We start from the raw sequence: 19,724 nt of genomic DNA, 5'->3' as shown, positions 1-19,724 counted from the left end.
CTGTCCAGTAGCGATAGTGAAGGTGATCATTTATAGTTATAGATTATTAATATTTTTTGCTTCCAGTTCCTGGAAGTATTTAACCGTTTTCACTTTCAGTTCCTGGGTCGCTGGTTCATCACAGACAACCAGTGACTTGGGATGCAGTTGCAGTGCCGATACCGTCCATAGGTGGTTTACTGAGCCTTCAACAGCAGCTTGAAGAGCTTGCGCCTTGTTATGCCCAGTCACTAAAATCATGATTTCAGCAGAATCAAGCAGGGTACCGACACCAATAGTAAGGGCGTATTTCGGAACTTGATTGATGTCACCATCAAAGAAGCGAGAATTCGCGATACGGGTATCTTGGGTCAGTGTTTTGATACGAGTACGAGAGGCTAATGAAGATGCCGGCTCATTAAATGCGATATGACCATCGTTGCCGACACCGCCCATGAACAGGTTAATTCTGCCGTAAGATTTAATTTTATCTTCATAACGCTGACACTCAATTTGGTGATTTTCAGCGTTGCCGTCAAGAAGGTTGATGTTTTCTTCTTGAATGTCGATATGGTTAAAGAAATTATTGTGCATGAAGCTGCGATAGGACTCAGGATGATCAGCAGGAATGCCAATATATTCGTCCATATTAAAAGTCACGACATGCTTGAAACTTACTTCACCCGCCACATAAAGCTCAATAAGGCGCTTATATGTAGTTAGAGGGGTACCACCAGTAGGTAAACCAAGAACAAAAGGACGCTCTGCTGTTGGCCCAAATTTATTAATAGAATCAGCAATATAGCGGGCAGACCACAAGCCGACATCTTTCGCGTTATTCAGTGGAATTAGTCTCACAGTGACACCTCATTCAAGATAGATAAAACAAAATAATTATAGCGGTATAGCGCCTTTGTTTTGAATCATAAAATAAGTTTTATGATCGGGCTAGCAAAATCGCCTAGATCTTACTCTGCGAGGTGACTGAGATCACAATTGGCAACGTTTTAATTTGCGGTGCGAAATAAACTTCTTACACTGATGAGGACTTTATCAAATAGCTAAAGTAAGTTATCTGATAATCAAATCTAAGAAACCAATTAGGGGGAACTAACGGTGAATATTCTTGGATACATGCAAAAACTAGGGAAGGCTTTAATGCTTCCAATTGCAGTACTGCCAGTTGCTGGTCTGTTACTGCGGTTAGGACAACCGGATGTGCTTGATATTCCATTTATGGCTCAAGCTGGCGGCGCAATCTTCGGTCAGTTACCTTTACTATTTGGTCTGGGTATCGCGATCGGTCTTTCTAAAGATGGCTCTGGTGCTGCAGGCCTTGCGGGTGCTGTTGCTTATTTTGTACTTGACGCTACAGCTAAAACAATCGACCCATCAATTAATATGTCGTTCTTCGGCGGTATTATCGCAGGTATCGTTGCTGGCCATTCTTATAACCGTTTTTACGAGACAAGCCTTCCTTCATGGCTAGCGTTCTTTGCTGGTAAACGTCTTGTACCGATTATGTCTGGTCTGTTCGCATTAGTACTTGGTGCTATTTCCGGTGAAGTATGGCCGCATATTCAAGCAGGACTTGATGCACTGGCACACGCCGTTTCAAGTTCTGGTGCAATCGGTCAGTTCGTATACGGTGTACTAAACCGTGGTCTAATTCCTGTTGGTCTTCACCATGTACTTAACTCTTACTTCTGGTTTGGTATGGGCTCTTGTCAGGTGATCAATGTTGAACCGGTAGCAGTTCTAAACGGTATTACTCAGCTATGTGTTGATCCTTCACTTGCTAAAGAGCTGGTTGTAGGTCAGTCTCACCTATTTGAATTTAAAAACGCTGTAACTCCAGAAATAACAGCAGTAGTTAAAGAAGTGACTGAAACAATCAAAACGGGTGACCTGCACAGCTTCTTCGGTGGTGACAAGTCTGCTGGTACATTCATGAACGGCTTCTTTCCTATAATGATGTTTGGTCTGCCAGGTGCTGCTCTTGCTATGATCCTTGCTGCTCCTAAGCACAAGCGTAGTCAAGTTATGGGTGCCCTAGGTTCAGTAGCATTCTGTTCTTTCCTGACTGGTATCACTGAGCCGCTAGAATTCATGTTCGTATTCCTGGCACCTGCACTGTATGCAATGCATGCGGTATTCACTGGTCTCGCGCTAGTTGTTGCTAACATGTTTGGTACGCTTCACGGCTTTACTTTCTCTGCGGGTCTAATTGACTTCGTATTGAACTGGGGTCTAGCAACTAAACCGGTAACGCTTCTGTTCATCGGTTTTGCTTTCTTTATCCTGTACTTCGCTACTTTCAGCTTAGCAATTCGTGCCTTCAACCTGAAGTCACCAGGTCGTGAAGATGACGAGGTTGAAGAAAGTGGTATTACCGGTTCAAAAGAAACTGGCGAACTGGCTAAGCAATACCTGAAAGCGCTTGGCGGCCATGGCAACCTGGATAACATCGATGCGTGTATCACGCGTCTGCGCCTTACACTGAAAGATAGCAGCCTGGCTAATGAGAAGACGTTGAAAGCGTTAGGTGCAATGGGTGTGGTTAAGCTGGGTTCAAATAACCTGCAGGTTATCCTTGGCCCTCTAGCCGAAATTGTTGCCGGCGAAATGAAAAAAATCCCGGCATCAGAAGATCTGTCTTCGGTGAAATTGCCTTAATTACTTCGCTATTAAAGTAATTTAAAAGATAGTCACTATGTAACAACTGGCTCCCGATCGGGAGCCGGTTTCTTAATAGGCTTACCCCTGCGAGCTTATCAAGAAGCTACTGAGGTGGTTGGGGTATACCATCCTTGAGGTGGATTCCTGAGTGAAATGTCGTTGCTTGGCACCTAAATTGGGGACCATAAAACAATCCGATGTACTTAACCCTGCTTTTGCGGGGTTTTTTTATACATATCGATAAACAATGCATACTATTTGTTGAGTAGTGACCCATATTTATGGATCATAGTGAGTTCTAAAATCCTGTAAGCACACGAGGTCTAATTGATGAGTGATTCTGAAGCTCGTCCAACTAACTTTATCCGCCAAATTATTGATGCGGATTTAGCAAGTGGCAAACATACAAGCGTACATACCCGATTCCCGCCGGAGCCGAATGGCTACCTGCATATCGGTCATGCTAAATCAATTTGTTTGAACTTCGGTATTGCTCAGGACTATCAGGGACAATGTAATCTTCGCTTTGATGATACGAACCCTGAGAAAGAAGACATCGAATACGTTGAGTCTATTAAGAACGATGTTAACTGGTTGGGCTTTGAGTGGAGCGGTGAGATTTGTTACTCATCAAACTATTTCGATAAGCTATACGGGTTTGCTATTGAATTAATTAATAAAGGCTTAGCGTATGTTGATGAGCTAAGTCCCGAGCAAATGCGTGAGTACCGCGGCAACCTGACCGAGCCCGGTAAAAATAGTCCATACCGCGATCGTAGCGTAGAAGAAAACCTTCAGCAGTTCGAAAAGATGAAGAACGGCGAAATCGAAGAAGGTAAAATGTGTCTTCGTGCGAAAATTGATATGGCATCACCGTTTATGGTTATGCGCGATCCGGTTATCTACCGTGTGCGTTTTGCCGATCATCACCAGACCGGTGATAAGTGGTGTATCTATCCTATGTATGACTTCACGCACTGTATTTCAGATGCGCTGGAAGGTATTACGCACTCTATCTGTACGCTAGAGTTTATGGATAACCGCCGTCTGTACGATTGGGTACTGGACAATGTCACTATCGACTGCCACCCGCATCAGTACGAGTTCAGCCGCCTGAACCTTGAATACACGGTAATGTCAAAACGCAAACTGAACCAGCTGGTGACGGATAAACTGGTTTCAGGTTGGGATGATCCGCGTATGCCTACGATTTCTGGCCTGCGCCGTCGTGGTTTCACTTCTGCTTCAATTCGCGAATTCTGTAAGCGAATCGGGGTAACGAAGCAAGAAAATACCATTGAAATGAGTTCATTAGAATCTTGTATTCGTGACGATCTGAACGAAAATGCACCTCGTGCAATGGCTGTGCTTGATCCTGTGAAGGTGGTGATTGAAAACTTTACCGGCGGTGCTGAAACATTGACCGTAAGCAATCATCCAAACAAGCCAGAAATGGGTACGCGTGAAGTTCCTTTCACCCGTGAAGTTTGGATCGAACGTGAGGACTTTCGCGAAGAAGCGAACAAGAAGTACAAGCGTCTGGTACTAGGTAAAGAAGTGCGTTTGCGCGGCGCTTATGTCATTAAAGCTGAGCGTATCGAAAAAGATGCGGAAGGTCATATTACGACCATTTTCTGTACGTACGACAGTGAAACATTGGGCCAAAACCCTACTGACGGCCGTAAAGTGAAAGGTGTGATTCACTGGGTGTCTGCTGAGGCCGGTGTTCCAGCAGAAATTCGTTTATATGATCGCCTGTTTACAGTACCGAATCCTGCGGCAGAAGATGACTTTGTCTCGGTTATCAACCCTGAGTCACTCACCGTGAAGCAAGGGTTTGTTGAACCAAACCTGATGAATGCAGAAGCAGAAAAAGCGTTCCAGTTTGAACGCATGGGCTACTTCTGTGCGGATAACAAAGACTCTTCTGCAGAGAATCTTGTCTTTAACCGTACCGTAGGTTTGCGCGATACTTGGGCTAAGATCGGCGACTAAAGCGAGTTAAAATGACCAAATAAAAAACCAGCCACGTGGCTGGTTTTTTTATGGGCAGTCGGGGCTGGTTATGAGGCCCTGCTTGCAGAAGATCTTATTTGACCCGATGCAGGCTTGGATCTTCATTACAATCACCTTCCATACAGTGACCATACAGATATAGGCTATGGTTAGTCAGACGTACATTGAAATTTGACGCGATCTCTTTTTGGCGTTGTTCGATGATTTCATCAGAAAACTCGATAACTTTGCCACAATCGAGACAAACCAGATGGTCGTGATGATGTTGAGTCGCGAGTTCGAAAACGGATTTACCGCCTTCGAAGTGGTGGCGCGTTACAATGCCGGCATCATCAAATTGGTTTAGTACGCGGTAAACCGTCGCCAAACCAATTTCTTCACCAATATCGATCAGTTTCTTATACAAATCTTCAGCACTAATGTGTTGGCAGTCAGGTTTTTGCAGCACTTCTAGGATCTTAAGGCGTGGAAGTGTAACTTTTAAGCCTGCTTGCTTAAGCGCTTGATTATTATCTGACATTCGAGTTTCCTGTTGGCTATCCGCAAAAAAAAAGCTGAGATAGTCTTTCGCATATCTGCTCATTATAAGTGACCACAGGGTAACAATAAACCTTAATAAGAAATGAATCTATGAGATATGTAACTTTTCTTTAGTTTATGAAAATGTTGGGTATTTGTATTTGCATGTCATCGATATACGCAGATTAGTAATCTAATAAGTTAAACGGATACGGTATAACGAAAAAGTACGCTATCGCTGGAAGGACGAAACTGCAAATGAAGAGGCAGGTTTTTAGGATGAGGAAAATATCTGATTGAGCAGTAGAAAAACGCGCCTGTTTGGCGCGTTTCATTATTTTTCGAAGAGGTTTGGGTATAAACGGCTACGAATTAGTCAGCTAATTCAGCAAGGCACATTTCTTCGTAAATTTGCTTAACCCATTTTTCAACGCGTTCTTCAGTGAGTTCTGGCTGGCGATCTTCGTCAATACATAGGCCGACAAAGGTGTTGTCGTCAACCAAAGCTTTAGACGCTTCAAACTCAAAGCCATCCGTTGGGAAGTGGCCAACAATCGTTGCGCCGCGCGCTTCAACGATATCACGAACAGTCCCCATGGCATCGCAGAAGTACTCTGCGTAATCTTCCTGATCACCACAACCAAAAATAGCGACAAGTTTGGTTGAGAAGTCAATACCTTCAAGCTCAGGGAAGAAGTCATCCCAATCACATTGTGCTTCGCCGTAGTACCATGTTGGGATACCCAGAAGCAGTAGATCAAAATTATCGATATCTTCTTTGCTGCTTTTCGCGATATCTTTTACTTCAACCAGGTTTTTACCTAGTTGTTTCTGAATCATTTTCGCGACAGCTTCGGTATTACCTGTGTCGCTACCAAAGAAGATTCCTACACTCGCCATAGTAGAGATTACCCGTATATTAATTATTGGCCGTTATTATACCGATCTCGCTAATTAAGTGAACAACCCAGCGTTGCATCAGCCGTCTGTTAACGAGTTAAATTGTTGAGGACATCGCGATTGAGCATTGAAACAAGCGATTACGTCAATCAGATAGGGTTGGTCCGAGATTGACCAAGACAATCATTGCTGCTCGTAATTATCTGCTTATCAAGATTTAACTTAGGCCGGTACCTTCCCAGAAAAGCTGAATGAGCCCCTTGGTAATAAAGCCTGCACAGCCTAAGAATAGCACCAGCCAAACGATCTTACGGCCAAATGGTGGAACGTTGCCTTGTTTCAAGACGTCTTTTATAGCCATGCCGATAAAGAAGAAGATTGCTGCAAATAATAAATCTAGCCCGATAGACTCAAGCAAATCCATGTATTCATATAGCATACTTATCCCTGACAATATTTTAACTAAGTGCAGACTATAACATGACTGTAACGTTAAAGGCGCTGTAAAAAGGTGAGAATGATCCGATTCACGGTTTCTGGTTTTTCGGCATGCAGCCAGTGGCCGGTATTTGCCACCATATGGGCTTTTGCCTGTGGAAATTGTTTTGAAATCGCTTCGCGGTGTTCCGGTAAAATGTATTCAGATCCTTGACCTTTGATGAATAAAGTCTTGCCGTCAAACGGTGGCAGTTCATTCCAACCCATAATGGTGTCGTAATTGGCAATTAATCCTTCAACATTAAAACGCCAGCGGTAACCGTTTTCGCTTTTAGCAAATGACTTCAGCAAAAACTGCCGAACACCCGGTTCGATAATATGCTGGGCCAGGTAAGTCTCAGCTTCACTGCGGCTACTCACGGTATGATTTGCCACCTCACGCAGACCGGCAAAGACATTTTGATGGCGATGTACCAGATAATGAACCGGCGCGATATCAAGTACGATAAGGTGATTCATCCGCGCTGCAGCTAATTCCGTCAGCGCCATCGCAACCTTGCCGCCCATTGAATGCCCTATCACTGAGAATCGCTCTATATCTAACTGTTCAACGACGGTTAAGATGTCACCAGCCATTTCGTGATAGGTGAAAGTTTCAGTGTGAGGGGATTGGCCATGATTACGAAGATCGATGCTGATCACTTTGTAATTATCTTTCAAGGCTCTGGCGAGCAGCCCCAGATTGTCTGAACTGCCAAACAAACCATGGATCAAAATGACCGCATCACCCTGGCCTTCAACACGATAATGAAGATTCACTGACTATTTTCTCTTATTAGGTATGGTATTTACCGTAGAGTATAACCCCGGTTCACGTTATAATCTCACCGTGATTTTTAAACGGAACGATAATGAACACTACGATGAAGACTATTGAAGTAGACGAAGAGCTATATCGTTATATCGCCAGTCAAACCCAGCATATCGGCGAAAGCGCATCCGATATTTTGCGTCGTTTACTATTGATGACTGATGAGCAACAACGTGAGGTTGTGCTGCCTGTGCGTCCTAAAGGTATCGTGGTAAGCAAAGATGCGGGTAATGAGCCAAGAATAGATCGCGTGAAAGAAATGCGATCTTTGCTTATTTCTGATGAATTTGCGGCACAAGAGAAAGCGATAGGCCGTTTTATGCTGATCTTGTCTTCACTTTATCGCATCGATCCGGAAGGCTTTATTGAAGCTGCTTCGATTAAGGGTCGTACCCGCGTTTACTTTGCTGATAACGAAGAAACTTTACTTGCGAGTGGTAAAACGACCAAGCCGAAAGTTATTCCAGAAACTCCTTTCTGGGTGATCACGAATACCAATACAGATCGCAAACGGCAGATGGTTGATCAGTTTATGGCCAAAATGAGCTTTAATGCTGAGATTATCGAAAAAGTGTGCGGTGAAATATAACAGGCAATATGCCTTTCGTTTACAAGGATAAGTTAATGGCGATCCATCCTCGTGCTGGCCAACGCGCTCAGCAAGAAGATATGCATAATATCCCTGCATTAGTTGCAAACTATTTTCTCATTGAGCCGAGTGCTTCAAATCCACAGCAGCAAGTTGCCTTTGGTACTTCTGGTCATCGTGGAACGGCTGATAAAGGCACGTTTAACCAGCATCATATCTGGGCGATTGCGCAGGCGGTTGCTGAAGTGCGTGCTGAAAATGGTGTAACAGGTCCACTTTTCTTAGGTAAAGATACCCACGCATTATCAGAGCCTGCATTTACTTCAACCTTAGAAGTACTGGTTGCTAACAATGTCAGGGTTGTGATCCAGGAAGGTAGAGGCTATACCCCAACCCCAGGTGTTTCCCACGCGATTCTTTGCCACAACGAGGCAAATGCTGATAAAGCAGATGGCATTGTGATCACACCGTCTCACAACCCGCCTCAAGATGGTGGTATTAAATACAATCCTGTGCATGGTGGCCCCGCGGAAGGTGAGTTGACTTCTGCCATTGAAAAACGCGCCAATGAAATCATAGCCAATGGCCTGGTGGATGTTAAGCGTGTCTCTATCCAAGCTGCTTTTGCCAGCGATTTGGTTGTTGAGAAAGAGCTTGTTGCACCTTATGTTGACGACCTGGTCAATGTTATCGACATGGCAGCGATCCAAAAAGCGAATCTGAAAATTGGTGTTGATCCGCTTGGCGGTTCCGGTATCGAATACTGGCGTCAAATTGCGGCCCATTATGGTCTTGATCTGACATTGGTTGATGAATCTATCGACCCTTCATTCCGTTTTATGTCTCTCGACAAAGATGGTGTGGTACGTATGGATTGTTCTTCACCCTATGCAATGGCTGGGCTTCTCGCACACAAGGACAATTACGACTTAGCGTTTGGTAACGACCCTGATTATGATCGCCACGGTATTGTAACCCCTGCAGGCTTGATGAACCCTAACCATTTCTTAGCCGTTTCTATTGATTACCTGTACCGCCACCGTCCGGAGTGGAGCCAAAATGTTGCGGTTGGTAAAACATTAGTTTCAAGTGCACTGATCGACCGTGTTGTGGCTGATCTTGGCCGCGATTTGTGCGAAGTGCCCGTTGGCTTCAAATGGTTCGTTGAGGGATTGTACTCTGGCAAGCTTGGCTTTGGTGGTGAAGAAAGTGCCGGCGCCTCGTTCCTGCGTATGAATGGTACGCCATGGTCAACAGACAAAGACGGTATTCTGCTGTGTCTGCTTGCGGCAGAAATTACGGCAGTAACAGGTAAGAACCCGCAACAATACTACGACGAACTTGCTGCTAAGCATGGTGCCTCTGAGTATAACCGTCTACAAGCGGTGGCTAATGGTGAGCAGAAAGCGATCCTGAGTAAGTTGTCTCCTGAGATGGTTGCCGCTGAAACGTTAGCGGGTGATGCGATTACTGCACGCCTGACGCATGCGCCAGGCAACGGTGCGGCGATTGGTGGTCTGAAAGTCACGACTGATAACGGCTGGTTTGCTGCTCGTCCGTCAGGAACGGAAGATATTTACAAGATTTATTGTGAAAGCTTTAAAGGTAAGGACCACTTGAGCCTTATTGAAAAAGAAGCACAAGAAATTGTCAGTAAAGTCTTCGCTGATGCTGGCTTGTAATCCATTGTTAGCCTATTAATTACGCACAGTTATTAGCTAAAAATAGAGAAAACGCCCTCATTTAAACCATTGAGGGCGTTTTTTTATGGATGGAGATTTTTATATACTTTCATTCTGTGGCCAGTGATCGGGTACCACAAACCATACCTGATTATCAGCCGATACTGCCTGAGTCGGAGTGGTCAGCTTATTAATATCCAGCAGTTTTGACAGCTGATCATAGCGGGGCGGTGCTAACCATTGTGGCTTATCCAATATCTTTAATGGCATTTTTCCGGTCAGGATCTCATTTAAGTGAGAACGAAAACACCACCGGCCCGTTAATACGTTGGGGTTAATCGCTATTTCAGAACCCTGTTCGCGATCATTCTGGGAGCAAAACAAGCGGCCTTGCATGATCAGTCGTTTTACTTTTGGTTGACCGTACACACCTTGTAATTGCTCCTTATAAGCAGGATGCTCACACAGCATCAGCTGATGCTCAACCATCCGGGCTATCTTTTTATCAAGTCGATCGGCCGCATTCGGCCCCAGCCATTGTTTCTGATAAGCGAGATAAAATTTAATCGCAACTTCCCAATGCTCAAGTTGGTTGGTTTGCTGATTCAAAACAAAAAAGTCGATAGCCCCTAACGTTTTATGGTGCCAATGGAGTTGGATTTCTTCGGCAACTAACTGATAGTGAGGATGGGCTTCAATGATTTGCTGCCATAACCATTGGTAATAAAAGCCGAGACGCCTGTTTCCTTGATAGGGGGTGACTTCAGGTATCAACGCATTTTCTCTAAAATGGGCAAACCATGCCTCATCGACCTGGTAAGGTGTATTGAGAGTAAGAGGCGGGCAATGCAAAACTGCCTTGATGTTGTTTTCATATTGCTGGTGGTTTGTTGCGTCATTGTAAATAAACGACATCTTTATTCTCAGTGTCTTCTTTTTGCTCGAATATATCTTATTAATAGCCCAACATGGTCGATAATTAAACTGTATGTCATAGTGTTATTACAGTAAATGGATTAAAGTAATAACAGGTTAGACCAGTTTCAGGGGGCAAAATGTACACTCGATTTCCACTTTACAGCATCATCTTACGCCGTACTTTCGTTGTGTCTGCCGGAGTTCTGTCATTTCCGGTTGTTGTCTTCTTGCCGATCTCACTACGCTCACGATTTTACAGTTATCTCCACCGTGTCTGGTTGAAAACAAGCACAAAACCGGTCTGGTTAAAACAGACTGAACACGGTGCCAAAGAGCTTTTCTAATGTGAGAATCACATGTTCTAACATATTGAAAAGGCTGCAGCGGTGCAGCTTTTTTGCTATTTGGTATAAGCTGGTGGTCGATTTGATATAAAATATTGGTGACTGGAAAAAAGGATCAATAATGAATAACCTGAAATTGGAAACAGCATTAAATGCGCTGCTAAGTCCGCACCTGATCAAAGATTACTGCCCGAATGGCTTGCAGATTGAAGGTAAGTCAGAAATCAAAAAAGTCATTACCGGTGTTACTGCCTGCCAGGCATTGATTGATCGCGCGATTGAAGTAAACGCTGATGCCATTCTGGTACACCACGGTTTTTTCTGGAAAGGAGAGCCTGCTGAAATCCGAGGGATGAAATTCAAGCGTATTAAAGCACTGATTGAAAATGGCATTAATCTCTATGCCTATCACCTGCCGTTAGATGTGCACCCCGAATTGGGTAACAATGCGCGGTTAGGGCAGCTACTGGATTTTGAAGTCCTCGGTGGATTAGAAGAGGGCAATCCGCACTCTGTTGCCATTTACGGTCAGCTGGATGAAGCGGTGAGTGGTGAAGATCTTGCTTCTCGCATTGCGATTGCCCTGCATCGCGAACCCTTACATATTGGCGATAATGCACCGGCAAGTATTAAAACTGTCGGTTGGTGTACTGGAGGGGGGCAGGATTTTATTGAGCTGGCTGGTCAAAAAGGGCTTGATGCTTTTATATCTGGTGAGGTTTCAGAGCGAACCGTTCATATCGCGCGTGAAATGGGTATTCACTATTTCAGTGCCGGTCATCATGCTACCGAACGTTATGGCATAAAAGCCTTAGGGGAGTGGTTGGCCAGAGAGCATCAGTTGGAAGTGGGGTATATTGATATTGATAATCCGGTTTAGCATTTAAGTTGCGAGTGACGAGAATCAAGTTTCTCGTCACTCGCTTTTTCTAGTTACTCTCTTTCGTGAATAGGCTGAAATTCACGCTGAAGCTTACCGGTATAAAGCTGACGTGGTCGGCCAATACGGTTGGTTGGGTCATCATGCATTTCGCTCCAGTGCGCAATCCAGCCAACGGTGCGTGACATCGCAAAAATAACGGTAAACATCGAAATAGGAATACCGATCGCTTTCAGGATAAGACCAGAGTAGAAATCCACATTCGGATACAGTTTTTTGTCAATAAAGTACGGATCGGAAAGCGCGATGCGCTCCAGTTCCATCGCGATGTCAAGGAGTGGGTCCTGAATATTCAGCTCGTCTAAGACTTCATGACATGCTTCACGCATTACTGTGGCGCGTGGGTCATAGTTCTTATAAACGCGGTGACCGAAGCCCATAAGGCGGAATGGGTCATCTTTATCTTTCGCTCGCTCAACAAACTCAGGGATCTTATCAACGCTGCCAATTTCTTCCAGCATTTTCAGGCATGCTTCATTCGCACCACCATGCGCTGGACCCCATAGTGAGGCAATGCCCGCCGCAATACATGCAAATGGGTTGGCACCAGAAGAGCCGGCAAGACGGACTGTCGAGGTAGATGCGTTTTGTTCATGATCGGCATGCAGAGTAAAGATTTTATCCATTGCACGGGCAACGACAGGGCTGACTTCATACTCTTCACATGGGGTTGCGAACATCATGTGTAGAAAGTTCTCAGCGTAATCGAGATCGTTTCTTGGGAAAATGAATGGTTGACCGATTGAATACTTGTAACACATTGAAGCCAGTGTCGGCATTTTTGACAACAGGCGGAATGCCGTGATTTCACGGTGTTCATCATTATTGATATCTAGTGAATCATGGTAAAACGCCGCTAAGGCTCCAACCACACCACACATTACTGCCATAGGGTGAGCATCACGACGGAAGCCGTGGAAGAAGCTGGCAATTTGTTCATGGACCATGGTATGACGGGTAACCGTGGTTCGGAATTGCTGATACTCGTCGCGTGTAGGGACATCGCCGTATAAAAGTACGTAGCAGACTTCTAAATAGTCAGCGTTATTGGCTAATTGGTCGATAGGGTAACCGCGGTGAAGCAGAATACCTTTGTCACCATCAATGTAAGTAATTTGAGATTCACATGATGCAGTGGCTAGAAAACCAGGGTCGAATGTAAAGTAACCGTGAGCGCCAAGTTTACGCACATCAATGACTTCTGGCCCTTGGGAGCCCCCGATAATCGGCAGTTCGATAGGTGCTTTCCCTTCAATGTGAAGAGTAGCTTTCTTATCTGCCATAACAATCTCCTTTGCTATTTTTATAATCCTGATCCAAGACGGATGTATGCTAGTTGTACCGTTTGCCACGGCAGTTGTCAATTTTCGTGGTTTTTTGTATGCGCTTGTTAACAACTTTGAAGTAAATGGTACAAATATCTCAAATCGTGTTAGAGGTCATGTAACACGATTTGTGTTTGGTTGTTACGGGGCGTATACTCGCGGCAGGTCTCTGGTTATGCTGATGCCAGAAGTTAATGGATAAGTTATCAACAATATTAGTCACTTAGGTTGAAGGTTTTTTTTTGTCATTAAAAGCACAAAACTGCAACCAAAGGTTATGGGATTGTTACTCTTGTTCGTTGGCATAGCACTGAGCCGGAGAGTTTAATAAAAATAATATGCTTCAATGGAGCTGAGTGGGCAAACACGTGAAAGTTAAAAAGCCAAGACCTGTCAACCTCGACCTACAGACGATTCGCTTCCCTATTACGGCGATTGCGTCGATCTTACACCGTGTATCAGGCGTTATTACGTTTGTTTCTGTTGCAATTCTACTTTGGTTATTAGGCCTTTCCCTTTCTACCCCGGAAGGTTTCGCAAGTGCTGCCAACATTGTTGACAGTTTTTTCGTGAAATTCATTCTGTGGGGAGTGCTGACGGCATTGTTTTATCACATTGTGGTCGGTGTGCGTCATTTACTAATGGACATGGGATATTTTGAAGAAATGGATACCGGCATTGCGAGCACCAAAGTGAGCTTCGCAATTGTAGCGGTTCTTGCCGTCTTCGCCGGAGGCCTCGTATGGTAAACAATGTATCAACAGTCGGACGTAATGGTGTTCACGATTTTATCCTGATCCGCGCGACGGCAATCATCTTAACCTTTTACACCATCTATATGGTTGGATTTTTCGCCTTCGGCTCGGATCTGAGCTACGAAACCTGGACCGCTTTTTTTGGCAAGCTGAGTACCAAGGTCTTCACCATGCTGGCGTTGCTGTCAATTCTTATCCATGCCTGGATTGGCCTCTGGCAGGTGCTGACTGACTACATCAAGCTTGCGACATTGCGTGCGGGCATTCAGTTTGGCGTTGTCGTGGTCCTTTTTGTTTATCTGTTTTCAGGTTTCTTCATTTTGTGGGGTGTGTAAGTGAGCATTGCAGTTCGTGAGTTTGATGCCGTTGTAATCGGTGCCGGTGGTGCAGGTATGCGCGCCGCACTGCAAATTTCTGAACAAGGCCTTAAATGTGCGTTGTTATCTAAAGTCTTTCCTACCCGTTCCCATACTGTGTCAGCACAAGGGGGAATTACCGTTGCGCTAGGTAACTCGCACCCTGATAACTGGCAATGGCACATGTATGACACGGTCAAAGGATCTGATTATATTGGTGATCAGAATGCCATTGAGTATATGTGCCAGAATGGCCCCAAATCTGTAATTGAGCTTGAACAGATGGGCCTTCCTTTCTCTCGTTTTGATGACGGTACCATTTATCAGCGCCCGTTTGGCGGTCAGTCAAAAGCATTCGGCGGTGAACAGGCGGCACGTACTGCCGCTGCGGCTGACCGAACCGGCCATGCACTTCTTCATACGCTGTACCAGCAAAACATCAAACACAAAACGACGATTTTCTCTGAGTGGTACGCGCTGGATCTGGTAAAAAACCAGGATGGGGCCATTCTAGGCTGTACCGCACTTTGTATGGAAACCGGCGAGATCTGTTATTTCAAATCAAAAGCAACCATTCTGGCGACAGGTGGTGCAGGCCGCATCTATGCGTCGACGACCAATGCCCATATCAATACCGGTGACGGTGTCGGTATGGCGCTACGTGCCGGTGTGCCGATGCAGGATATCGAAATGTGGCAATTCCATCCTACGGGTATTGCTGGTGCCGGTGTTCTGGTGACGGAAGGTTGTCGCGGTGAAGGGGGGTATCTCCTCAATAAAGACGGTGAGCGTTTCATGGAACGTTATGCGCCTAATGCAAAAGATCTTGCCGGCCGTGATGTTGTTGCCCGCTCAATGATGGTTGAGATCCGCGAGGGGCGTGCTTGTGATGGTCCTTGGGGGCCGCATATTAAACTGAAGCTTGATCATCTGGGTAAAGACGTACTCGAATCTCGTCTGCCTGGTGTGTGTGAGCTGTCTCGTACATTTGCCCATATTGACCCGGTTAAAGAGCCTATTCCCGTCATACCGACTTGTCACTATATGATGGGCGGCGTGCCAACTCAGGTTTCGGGACAGGCACTGAAGCAAAATAGCGCAGGCATTGATGAAGAAGTTCAAGGGTTGTTTGCCTGTGGTGAAATCGCTTCTGTTTCGGTTCACGGGGCCAACCGTCTTGGAGGAAACTCGCTGCTTGACCTGGTGGTCTTTGGTCGTGCGACAGGTCTTCATCTTGGCGAGACGCTGGCAGCACAATCGGAGGCCCGTCCAGCAACAGAGTCAGATATCGAAGCATCGCTTGCACGTGTTAACCGCTGGAATTCAACCCAGAAAGGTGAAAATCCAGTGCAAATCCGTAAAGATTTGCAGCAGTGCATGCAGAACAACTTCTCGGTATTCCGGGAAGGTGAAGCCATGGCGAATGGTTTAGCGGAACTCAAAGTTATCCGCGAGCGTTTGAAAGAAGCACGCCTGGATGATACCTCTACCGAATTTAACACTCAGCGTATTGAGTGTTTGGAACTTGATAACCTGATGGAAACGGCATACGCGACCGCGGTTGCGGCAAATTTCCGTACGGAAAGTCGTGGTGCCCATGCTCGCTTCGACTTCCCTGAGCGTGATGATGAGAACTGGCTATGCCATTCAATTTACAACCCCGAGACAGAAGAAATGTCCAAGCGGGCGGTAAATATGGAGCCTATTCATCGCGAAGCATTCCCACCGAAAGCTCGCACATACTAGGGAAGGGAAGAAAGATGAACCTGAATTTCTCAATTTATCGTTACAATCCAGATGTTGATAATGCCCCCCATATGAAGGGCTATAACCTGGAAGTACCTGATGGCTCTGACATGATGGTACTGGACGCACTTATTCTGTTGAAAGAGCAAGACCCAAGCTTGGCTTTCCGTCGTTCATGCCGGGAAGGAGTGTGTGGTTCTGATGGTCTTAACATGAACGGTAAAAACGGCCTGGCATGTATCACGCCGCTCTCGGCACTGACGGGCGAAAAGACCATTGTTATTCGGCCGTTACCGGGATTACCTGTTGTTCGTGATCTGATCATTGATATGGAACAGTTCTATATCAACTATGAGAAGGTGAAGCCATTTCTTGTTGATGATGGTGTGCAGCCTCCGGCACGTGAAAACTTGCAATCCCCGGAAGATCGCGCGCATCTTGATGGTCTGTATGAATGTATAATGTGTGCATGTTGTTCGACATCATGTCCGTCATTCTGGTGGAACCCTGATAAATTCATCGGACCCGCAGGCTTGTTGGCAGCCTATCGCTGGCTAATTGATAGTCGGGATAATGCTACCGAGGAACGATTATCGGATCTTGACGATGCTTTTAGTGTTTTTCGTTGCCATGGCATCATGAACTGTGTAAATGTTTGTCCTAAAGGGTTAAATCCGACAAAAGCGATTGGTCATATTAAATCAATGCTGCTAAAACGTGCGGTATAAATAAATTGAATTATCGATATGCTGGCCTCCTGATTTTTACATTCAGAGGTCAGCTTTTAAGCCCGGCCAAGAGGTCGGAGTAAATGGCGATAACTAGTGGTTAAGGGAAAACAATGCAGAACGGCGTTATGAAGGCATGGCTTGAGTCTTCACACCTAGCTGGCGCCAATGCGACTTATGTAGAAGACCTCTACGAGTTGTATCTTAGCGACCCGGAATTAGTTGATGAACAATGGCGAGGCGTTTTTAGCGACTTGCCGGTAGTGAATGAAGCGGTGGTTGAACAGCCTCATTCTCGTATTCGTGATTATTTCCGACGTCTGGCAAAAGAAACAACTCATCTAAGCGCTACCGTCAGTGATCCAGATGTGGATGCCAAGCAGGTTAAGGTGTTGCAGCTCATTAATGCATACCGCTTCCGCGGGCATCAACATGCAAACTTAGATCCCCTGGGCTTGTGGCAACAGGAACGAGTTTTAGAATTAGAACCTGAATTCCACAACCTAACGGCAGATGATTTTAACGAAAGCTTCAATGTCGGCTCTTTTGCCGTCGGCCAAGAAACAATGAAGCTGTCCGAAATCTACGATGCACTCAAGAAAACCTATTGTGGTTCAATTGGTGCAGAGTACATGCATATTACCAACACCGATGAGAAACGTTGGGTTCAGCAACGTCTCGAATCCGTCGTTGGTACGGGCACATTCAGTAAAGAAGAGAAGCAGTGTTTTCTGGAAGAGTTAACGGCTGCGGAAGGTCTTGAGCGTTATCTTGGCGCAAAATTCCCTGGTGCAAAACGTTTCTCATTGGAAGGTGGTGATGCACTGATCCCGATGATGAAAGAGCTGATCCGCCATGCGGGTTGCCAGGGTATTCGTGAAGTTGTTGTTGGTATGGCCCACCGTGGTCGCCTTAACATGCTGGTCAACGTGCTGGGCAAGAAGCCGCAAGACTTGTTTGATGAGTTTGCGGGTAAGCATGGCGAAAGCTGGGGGACGGGTGATGTGAAATACCATCAGGGTTTCTCTGCTGATTTCGCAACGCCCGGTGGTGATGTGCACTTGGCATTAGCGTTTAACCCGTCTCACCTCGAAATTGTTAACCCTGTTGTAGTGGGCTCTGTTCGCGCACGCCAGGATCGTTTAGGCGATACCGATGGCTCGAAAGTGCTTCCTATCACTATTCATGGTGACTCGGCAATTGCAGGGCAGGGCGTGGTGGCTGAAACATTTAACATGTCTCAGGCTCGTGGTTATAGTGTTGGCGGTACTGTACGTATCGTTGTCAATAACCAGATTGGCTTTACTACTTCAAACCCGCATGATATGCGTTCAACAGATTATTGTACTGATATCGCGAAGATGGTGCAGGCACCTATTTTCCACGTCAATGCTGATGACCCGGAAGCGGTGGCTTTTGTCACCCGCATTGCGTTTGATTTCCGTAATACGTTCAAGCGTGACGTTGTTATCGATCTCGTCTGTTATCGACGTCATGGCCACAATGAAGCTGATGAGCCGAATGCCACTCAGCCATTGATGTACCAGAAGATTAAGAAGCACCCTACTCCACGTAAGATTTACGCTGATGCATTAAGCGATGGCAGTAGTGTGGATCTGGAAACCGCAACGGGCCTTATCAACGAATACCGTGATGCACTTGACCGCGGTGAATGCGTGGTGAAAGAGTGGCGTCCGATGAAGCTACACTCTGTTGACTGGTCTCCGTACCTCGGACATGACTGGACAGTCGATTGGCCAAGCAAAGTTGATAGTAAGCGGCTTCACGAGTTAGGTCAGCGTATCTGTCAGTTCCCTGAAAGTCATAAGCTTCAGAGCCGAGTACAGAAACTGTATAACGATCGTTTATCAATGCTTGCGGGCGATAAGCTTGTTGATTGGGGGATGGCTGAAACATTGGCTTATGCCACCTTGGTCGATGAAGGTAATCGTATTCGTATTACGGGCCAGGATTCTGGCCGGGGTACATTCTTCCACCGTCATGCAGTACTGCATAATCAAGAAGATGCAAGCACTTACGTACCTCTGGCAAATCTGCATGATAAGCAAGGTCCGTTCGAAGTTATTGACTCGGTGTTATCTGAAGAAGCGGTGTTGGCCTTCGAATATGGCTATGCGACGGCAGAGCCCGGCGGCCTGACTATCTGGGAAGCGCAGTTTGGTGATTTCGCCAACGGTGCACAGGTCGTTATCGATCAGTTCATCAGTTCTGGTGAGCAGAAATGGGGACGTATGTGTGGTTTAACCATGCTGTTGCCACACGGTTATGAAGGCCAGGGGCCGGAACACTCCTCTGCACGCCTTGAGCGCTACCTGCAACTTTGCGCAGAGCAAAATATGCAGGTTATCGTACCGTCGACGCCGGCACAGGTTTATCACATGTTGCGCCGTCAGGTTGTTCGTCCGATGCGTCGCCCGATGATCGTGATGTCACCGAAGTCGTTGTTACGCCACCCTTTGTGTGTATCAACAATGGAAGATTTAGCTGAGGGGACGTTTAAGCCTGCTATCGGGGAAATCGATTCTCTCGATCCGACGCAAGTCAAACGGGTTGTCTTCTGCTCAGGCAAGGTCTATTACGATCTTCTTGATCAACGTCGCAAAAACGAACAGACAGATGTTGCCATTGTGCGGATTGAACAGTTATACCCGTTCCCTAAAGATGATGTTGAAGCTACGTTAGCCGATTATCAGCATGTCACTGACTTCATTTGGTGTCAGGAAGAGCCACAAAATCAAGGCGCTTGGTATTCTAGCCAGCATAACTTCCGCTCTGCGTTGCCGAAAGGTGCTGAGCTGAACTATGCAGGCCGCCCGGCATCTGCATCACCGGCTGTAGGTTACATGTCGGTTCACTTGAAACAACAGAAAGCGTTAATTGAAGACGCTCTGACAATCGCCTAATAAGAGCTGGAAAAA

General features: G+C 45.9%; 18 protein-coding genes. 11 read left to right on the top strand and 7 right to left on the bottom strand.

Features of this window, described 5'->3' with window-relative positions:
* Positions 1-36 precede the first annotated feature (36 nt).
* On the bottom strand, positions 37-837 hold the full coding sequence (gene nagB, locus AC2204_RS12815) for a glucosamine-6-phosphate deaminase (protein WP_318925993.1): 801 nt from the start codon (positions 835-837) through the stop codon (positions 37-39).
* A 258-nt stretch (positions 838-1,095) separates the two neighbouring features.
* On the opposite strand from nagB, the gene nagE reads away from it, so the two are divergent.
* Both nagE and glnS read left to right on the top strand, forming a co-directional pair.
* Entirely contained in the window at positions 1,096-2,655 is a 1,560-nt protein-coding gene (nagE, locus tag AC2204_RS12810) for an N-acetylglucosamine-specific PTS transporter subunit IIBC (RefSeq protein ID WP_318925991.1), read from the top strand.
* A 333-nt stretch (positions 2,656-2,988) separates the two neighbouring features.
* Positions 2,989-4,653 carry a glutamine--tRNA ligase gene (gene glnS / locus AC2204_RS12805; protein WP_318925990.1) on the top strand — a complete coding sequence of 555 codons (1,665 nt, stop codon included), beginning with the start codon at positions 2,989-2,991 and terminating at the stop codon, positions 4,651-4,653.
* A gap of 94 nt (positions 4,654-4,747) precedes the next feature.
* On the opposite strand, the gene fur is transcribed toward glnS, so the two are convergent.
* The 4 genes from fur to AC2204_RS12785 all read right to left on the bottom strand — a co-directional run bounded on the left by fur (position 4,748) and on the right by AC2204_RS12785 (position 7,350).
* A complete protein-coding gene (fur, locus tag AC2204_RS12800; RefSeq protein WP_318925989.1) occupies positions 4,748-5,194 on the bottom strand; it encodes a ferric iron uptake transcriptional regulator in 447 nt (148 codons plus the stop codon).
* Between the two features lie 371 nt (positions 5,195-5,565).
* Positions 5,566-6,093: a flavodoxin FldA gene (gene fldA / locus AC2204_RS12795; RefSeq protein WP_318925986.1), complete on the bottom strand. Its 528-nt coding sequence runs from the start codon at positions 6,091-6,093 to the stop codon at positions 5,566-5,568.
* 217 nt (positions 6,094-6,310) lie between these two features.
* A complete protein-coding gene (locus AC2204_RS12790) occupies positions 6,311-6,532 on the bottom strand; it encodes a DUF2788 domain-containing protein (RefSeq protein WP_318925985.1) in 222 nt (73 codons plus the stop codon).
* A gap of 53 nt (positions 6,533-6,585) precedes the next feature.
* Complete coding sequence (locus tag AC2204_RS12785; RefSeq protein ID WP_318925983.1) at positions 6,586-7,350, bottom strand: alpha/beta fold hydrolase; 765 nt, start codon at positions 7,348-7,350, stop codon at positions 6,586-6,588.
* 104 nt (positions 7,351-7,454) lie between these two features.
* Between AC2204_RS12785 and seqA the strand changes: the two genes are divergently transcribed.
* On the top strand, positions 7,455-7,991 hold the full coding sequence (gene seqA, locus AC2204_RS12780; RefSeq protein ID WP_318926095.1) for a replication initiation negative regulator SeqA: 537 nt from the start codon (positions 7,455-7,457) through the stop codon (positions 7,989-7,991).
* A 35-nt stretch (positions 7,992-8,026) separates the two neighbouring features.
* Positions 8,027-9,673, top strand: a complete 1,647-nt coding sequence (gene pgm, locus AC2204_RS12775; protein ID WP_318925982.1) for a phosphoglucomutase (alpha-D-glucose-1,6-bisphosphate-dependent) — start codon at positions 8,027-8,029, stop codon at positions 9,671-9,673.
* A 99-nt stretch (positions 9,674-9,772) separates the two neighbouring features.
* On the opposite strand, the gene AC2204_RS12770 is transcribed toward pgm, so the two are convergent.
* Positions 9,773-10,588 carry a DUF1853 family protein gene (locus AC2204_RS12770; RefSeq protein WP_318925980.1) on the bottom strand — a complete coding sequence of 272 codons (816 nt, stop codon included), beginning with the start codon at positions 10,586-10,588 and terminating at the stop codon, positions 9,773-9,775.
* A 140-nt stretch (positions 10,589-10,728) separates the two neighbouring features.
* On the opposite strand from AC2204_RS12770, the gene AC2204_RS12765 reads away from it, so the two are divergent.
* Positions 10,729-10,935 carry a DUF2517 family protein gene (locus AC2204_RS12765; RefSeq protein ID WP_318925979.1) on the top strand — a complete coding sequence of 69 codons (207 nt, stop codon included), beginning with the start codon at positions 10,729-10,731 and terminating at the stop codon, positions 10,933-10,935.
* A gap of 121 nt (positions 10,936-11,056) precedes the next feature.
* A complete protein-coding gene (locus AC2204_RS12760; protein ID WP_318925978.1) occupies positions 11,057-11,815 on the top strand; it encodes a Nif3-like dinuclear metal center hexameric protein in 759 nt (252 codons plus the stop codon).
* 53 nt (positions 11,816-11,868) lie between these two features.
* Here AC2204_RS12760 and AC2204_RS12755 read toward each other — a convergent pair whose 3' ends face one another.
* Positions 11,869-13,158: a citrate synthase gene (locus AC2204_RS12755; protein ID WP_318925977.1), complete on the bottom strand. Its 1,290-nt coding sequence runs from the start codon at positions 13,156-13,158 to the stop codon at positions 11,869-11,871.
* Between the two features lie 398 nt (positions 13,159-13,556).
* Between AC2204_RS12755 and sdhC the strand changes: the two genes are divergently transcribed.
* The 5 genes from sdhC (at position 13,557) to sucA (ending at position 19,709) form a co-directional block, all read left to right on the top strand.
* Positions 13,557-13,949, top strand: a complete 393-nt coding sequence (gene sdhC, locus AC2204_RS12750; protein ID WP_318925975.1) for a succinate dehydrogenase cytochrome b556 subunit — start codon at positions 13,557-13,559, stop codon at positions 13,947-13,949.
* Positions 13,943-14,290, top strand: a complete 348-nt coding sequence (gene sdhD / locus AC2204_RS12745; RefSeq protein ID WP_318925973.1) for a succinate dehydrogenase, hydrophobic membrane anchor protein — start codon at positions 13,943-13,945, stop codon at positions 14,288-14,290. The genes sdhC and sdhD overlap by 7 nt, the downstream gene beginning before the upstream one ends.
* Positions 14,291-16,057, top strand: a complete 1,767-nt coding sequence (sdhA, locus tag AC2204_RS12740) for a succinate dehydrogenase flavoprotein subunit (protein WP_318925971.1) — start codon at positions 14,291-14,293, stop codon at positions 16,055-16,057.
* 14 nt (positions 16,058-16,071) lie between these two features.
* A complete protein-coding gene (locus AC2204_RS12735) occupies positions 16,072-16,785 on the top strand; it encodes a succinate dehydrogenase iron-sulfur subunit (protein ID WP_318925970.1) in 714 nt (237 codons plus the stop codon).
* A 113-nt stretch (positions 16,786-16,898) separates the two neighbouring features.
* Complete coding sequence (gene sucA / locus AC2204_RS12730) at positions 16,899-19,709, top strand: 2-oxoglutarate dehydrogenase E1 component (protein WP_318925968.1); 2,811 nt, start codon at positions 16,899-16,901, stop codon at positions 19,707-19,709.
* Positions 19,710-19,724 lie beyond the last annotated feature (15 nt).

The sequence above is a fragment of the Photobacterium sp. genome (assembly GCF_057456235.1).
Note: the sequence above shows the minus strand (reverse complement) of the source record. Positions and strands in the feature narration are given on the sequence as shown.

Bases quoted from the DNA above. Each gene is read 5' to 3' on its own strand.
- AC2204_RS12790 (WP_318925985.1), bottom strand. From the start codon at position 6,532: ATGCTATATGAATACATGGATTTGCTTGAGTCTATCGGGCTAGATTTA.
- AC2204_RS12770 (WP_318925980.1), bottom strand. From the start codon at position 10,588: ATGTCGTTTATTTACAATGACGCAACAAACCACCAGCAATATGAAAAC.
- fur (WP_318925989.1), bottom strand. From the start codon at position 5,194: ATGTCAGATAATAATCAAGCGCTTAAGCAAGCAGGCTTAAAAGTTACA.
- fldA (WP_318925986.1), bottom strand. From the start codon at position 6,093: ATGGCGAGTGTAGGAATCTTCTTTGGTAGCGACACAGGTAATACCGAA.
- AC2204_RS12735 (WP_318925970.1), top strand. From the start codon at position 16,072: ATGAACCTGAATTTCTCAATTTATCGTTACAATCCAGATGTTGATAAT.
- AC2204_RS12765 (WP_318925979.1), top strand. From the start codon at position 10,729: ATGTACACTCGATTTCCACTTTACAGCATCATCTTACGCCGTACTTTC.
- sdhD (WP_318925973.1), top strand. From the start codon at position 13,943: ATGGTAAACAATGTATCAACAGTCGGACGTAATGGTGTTCACGATTTT.
- AC2204_RS12755 (WP_318925977.1), bottom strand. From the start codon at position 13,158: ATGGCAGATAAGAAAGCTACTCTTCACATTGAAGGGAAAGCACCTATC.
- glnS (WP_318925990.1), top strand. From the start codon at position 2,989: ATGAGTGATTCTGAAGCTCGTCCAACTAACTTTATCCGCCAAATTATT.
- sucA (WP_318925968.1), top strand. From the start codon at position 16,899: ATGCAGAACGGCGTTATGAAGGCATGGCTTGAGTCTTCACACCTAGCT.
- AC2204_RS12760 (WP_318925978.1), top strand. From the start codon at position 11,057: ATGAATAACCTGAAATTGGAAACAGCATTAAATGCGCTGCTAAGTCCG.
- seqA (WP_318926095.1), top strand. From the start codon at position 7,455: ATGAAGACTATTGAAGTAGACGAAGAGCTATATCGTTATATCGCCAGT.
- pgm (WP_318925982.1), top strand. From the start codon at position 8,027: ATGGCGATCCATCCTCGTGCTGGCCAACGCGCTCAGCAAGAAGATATG.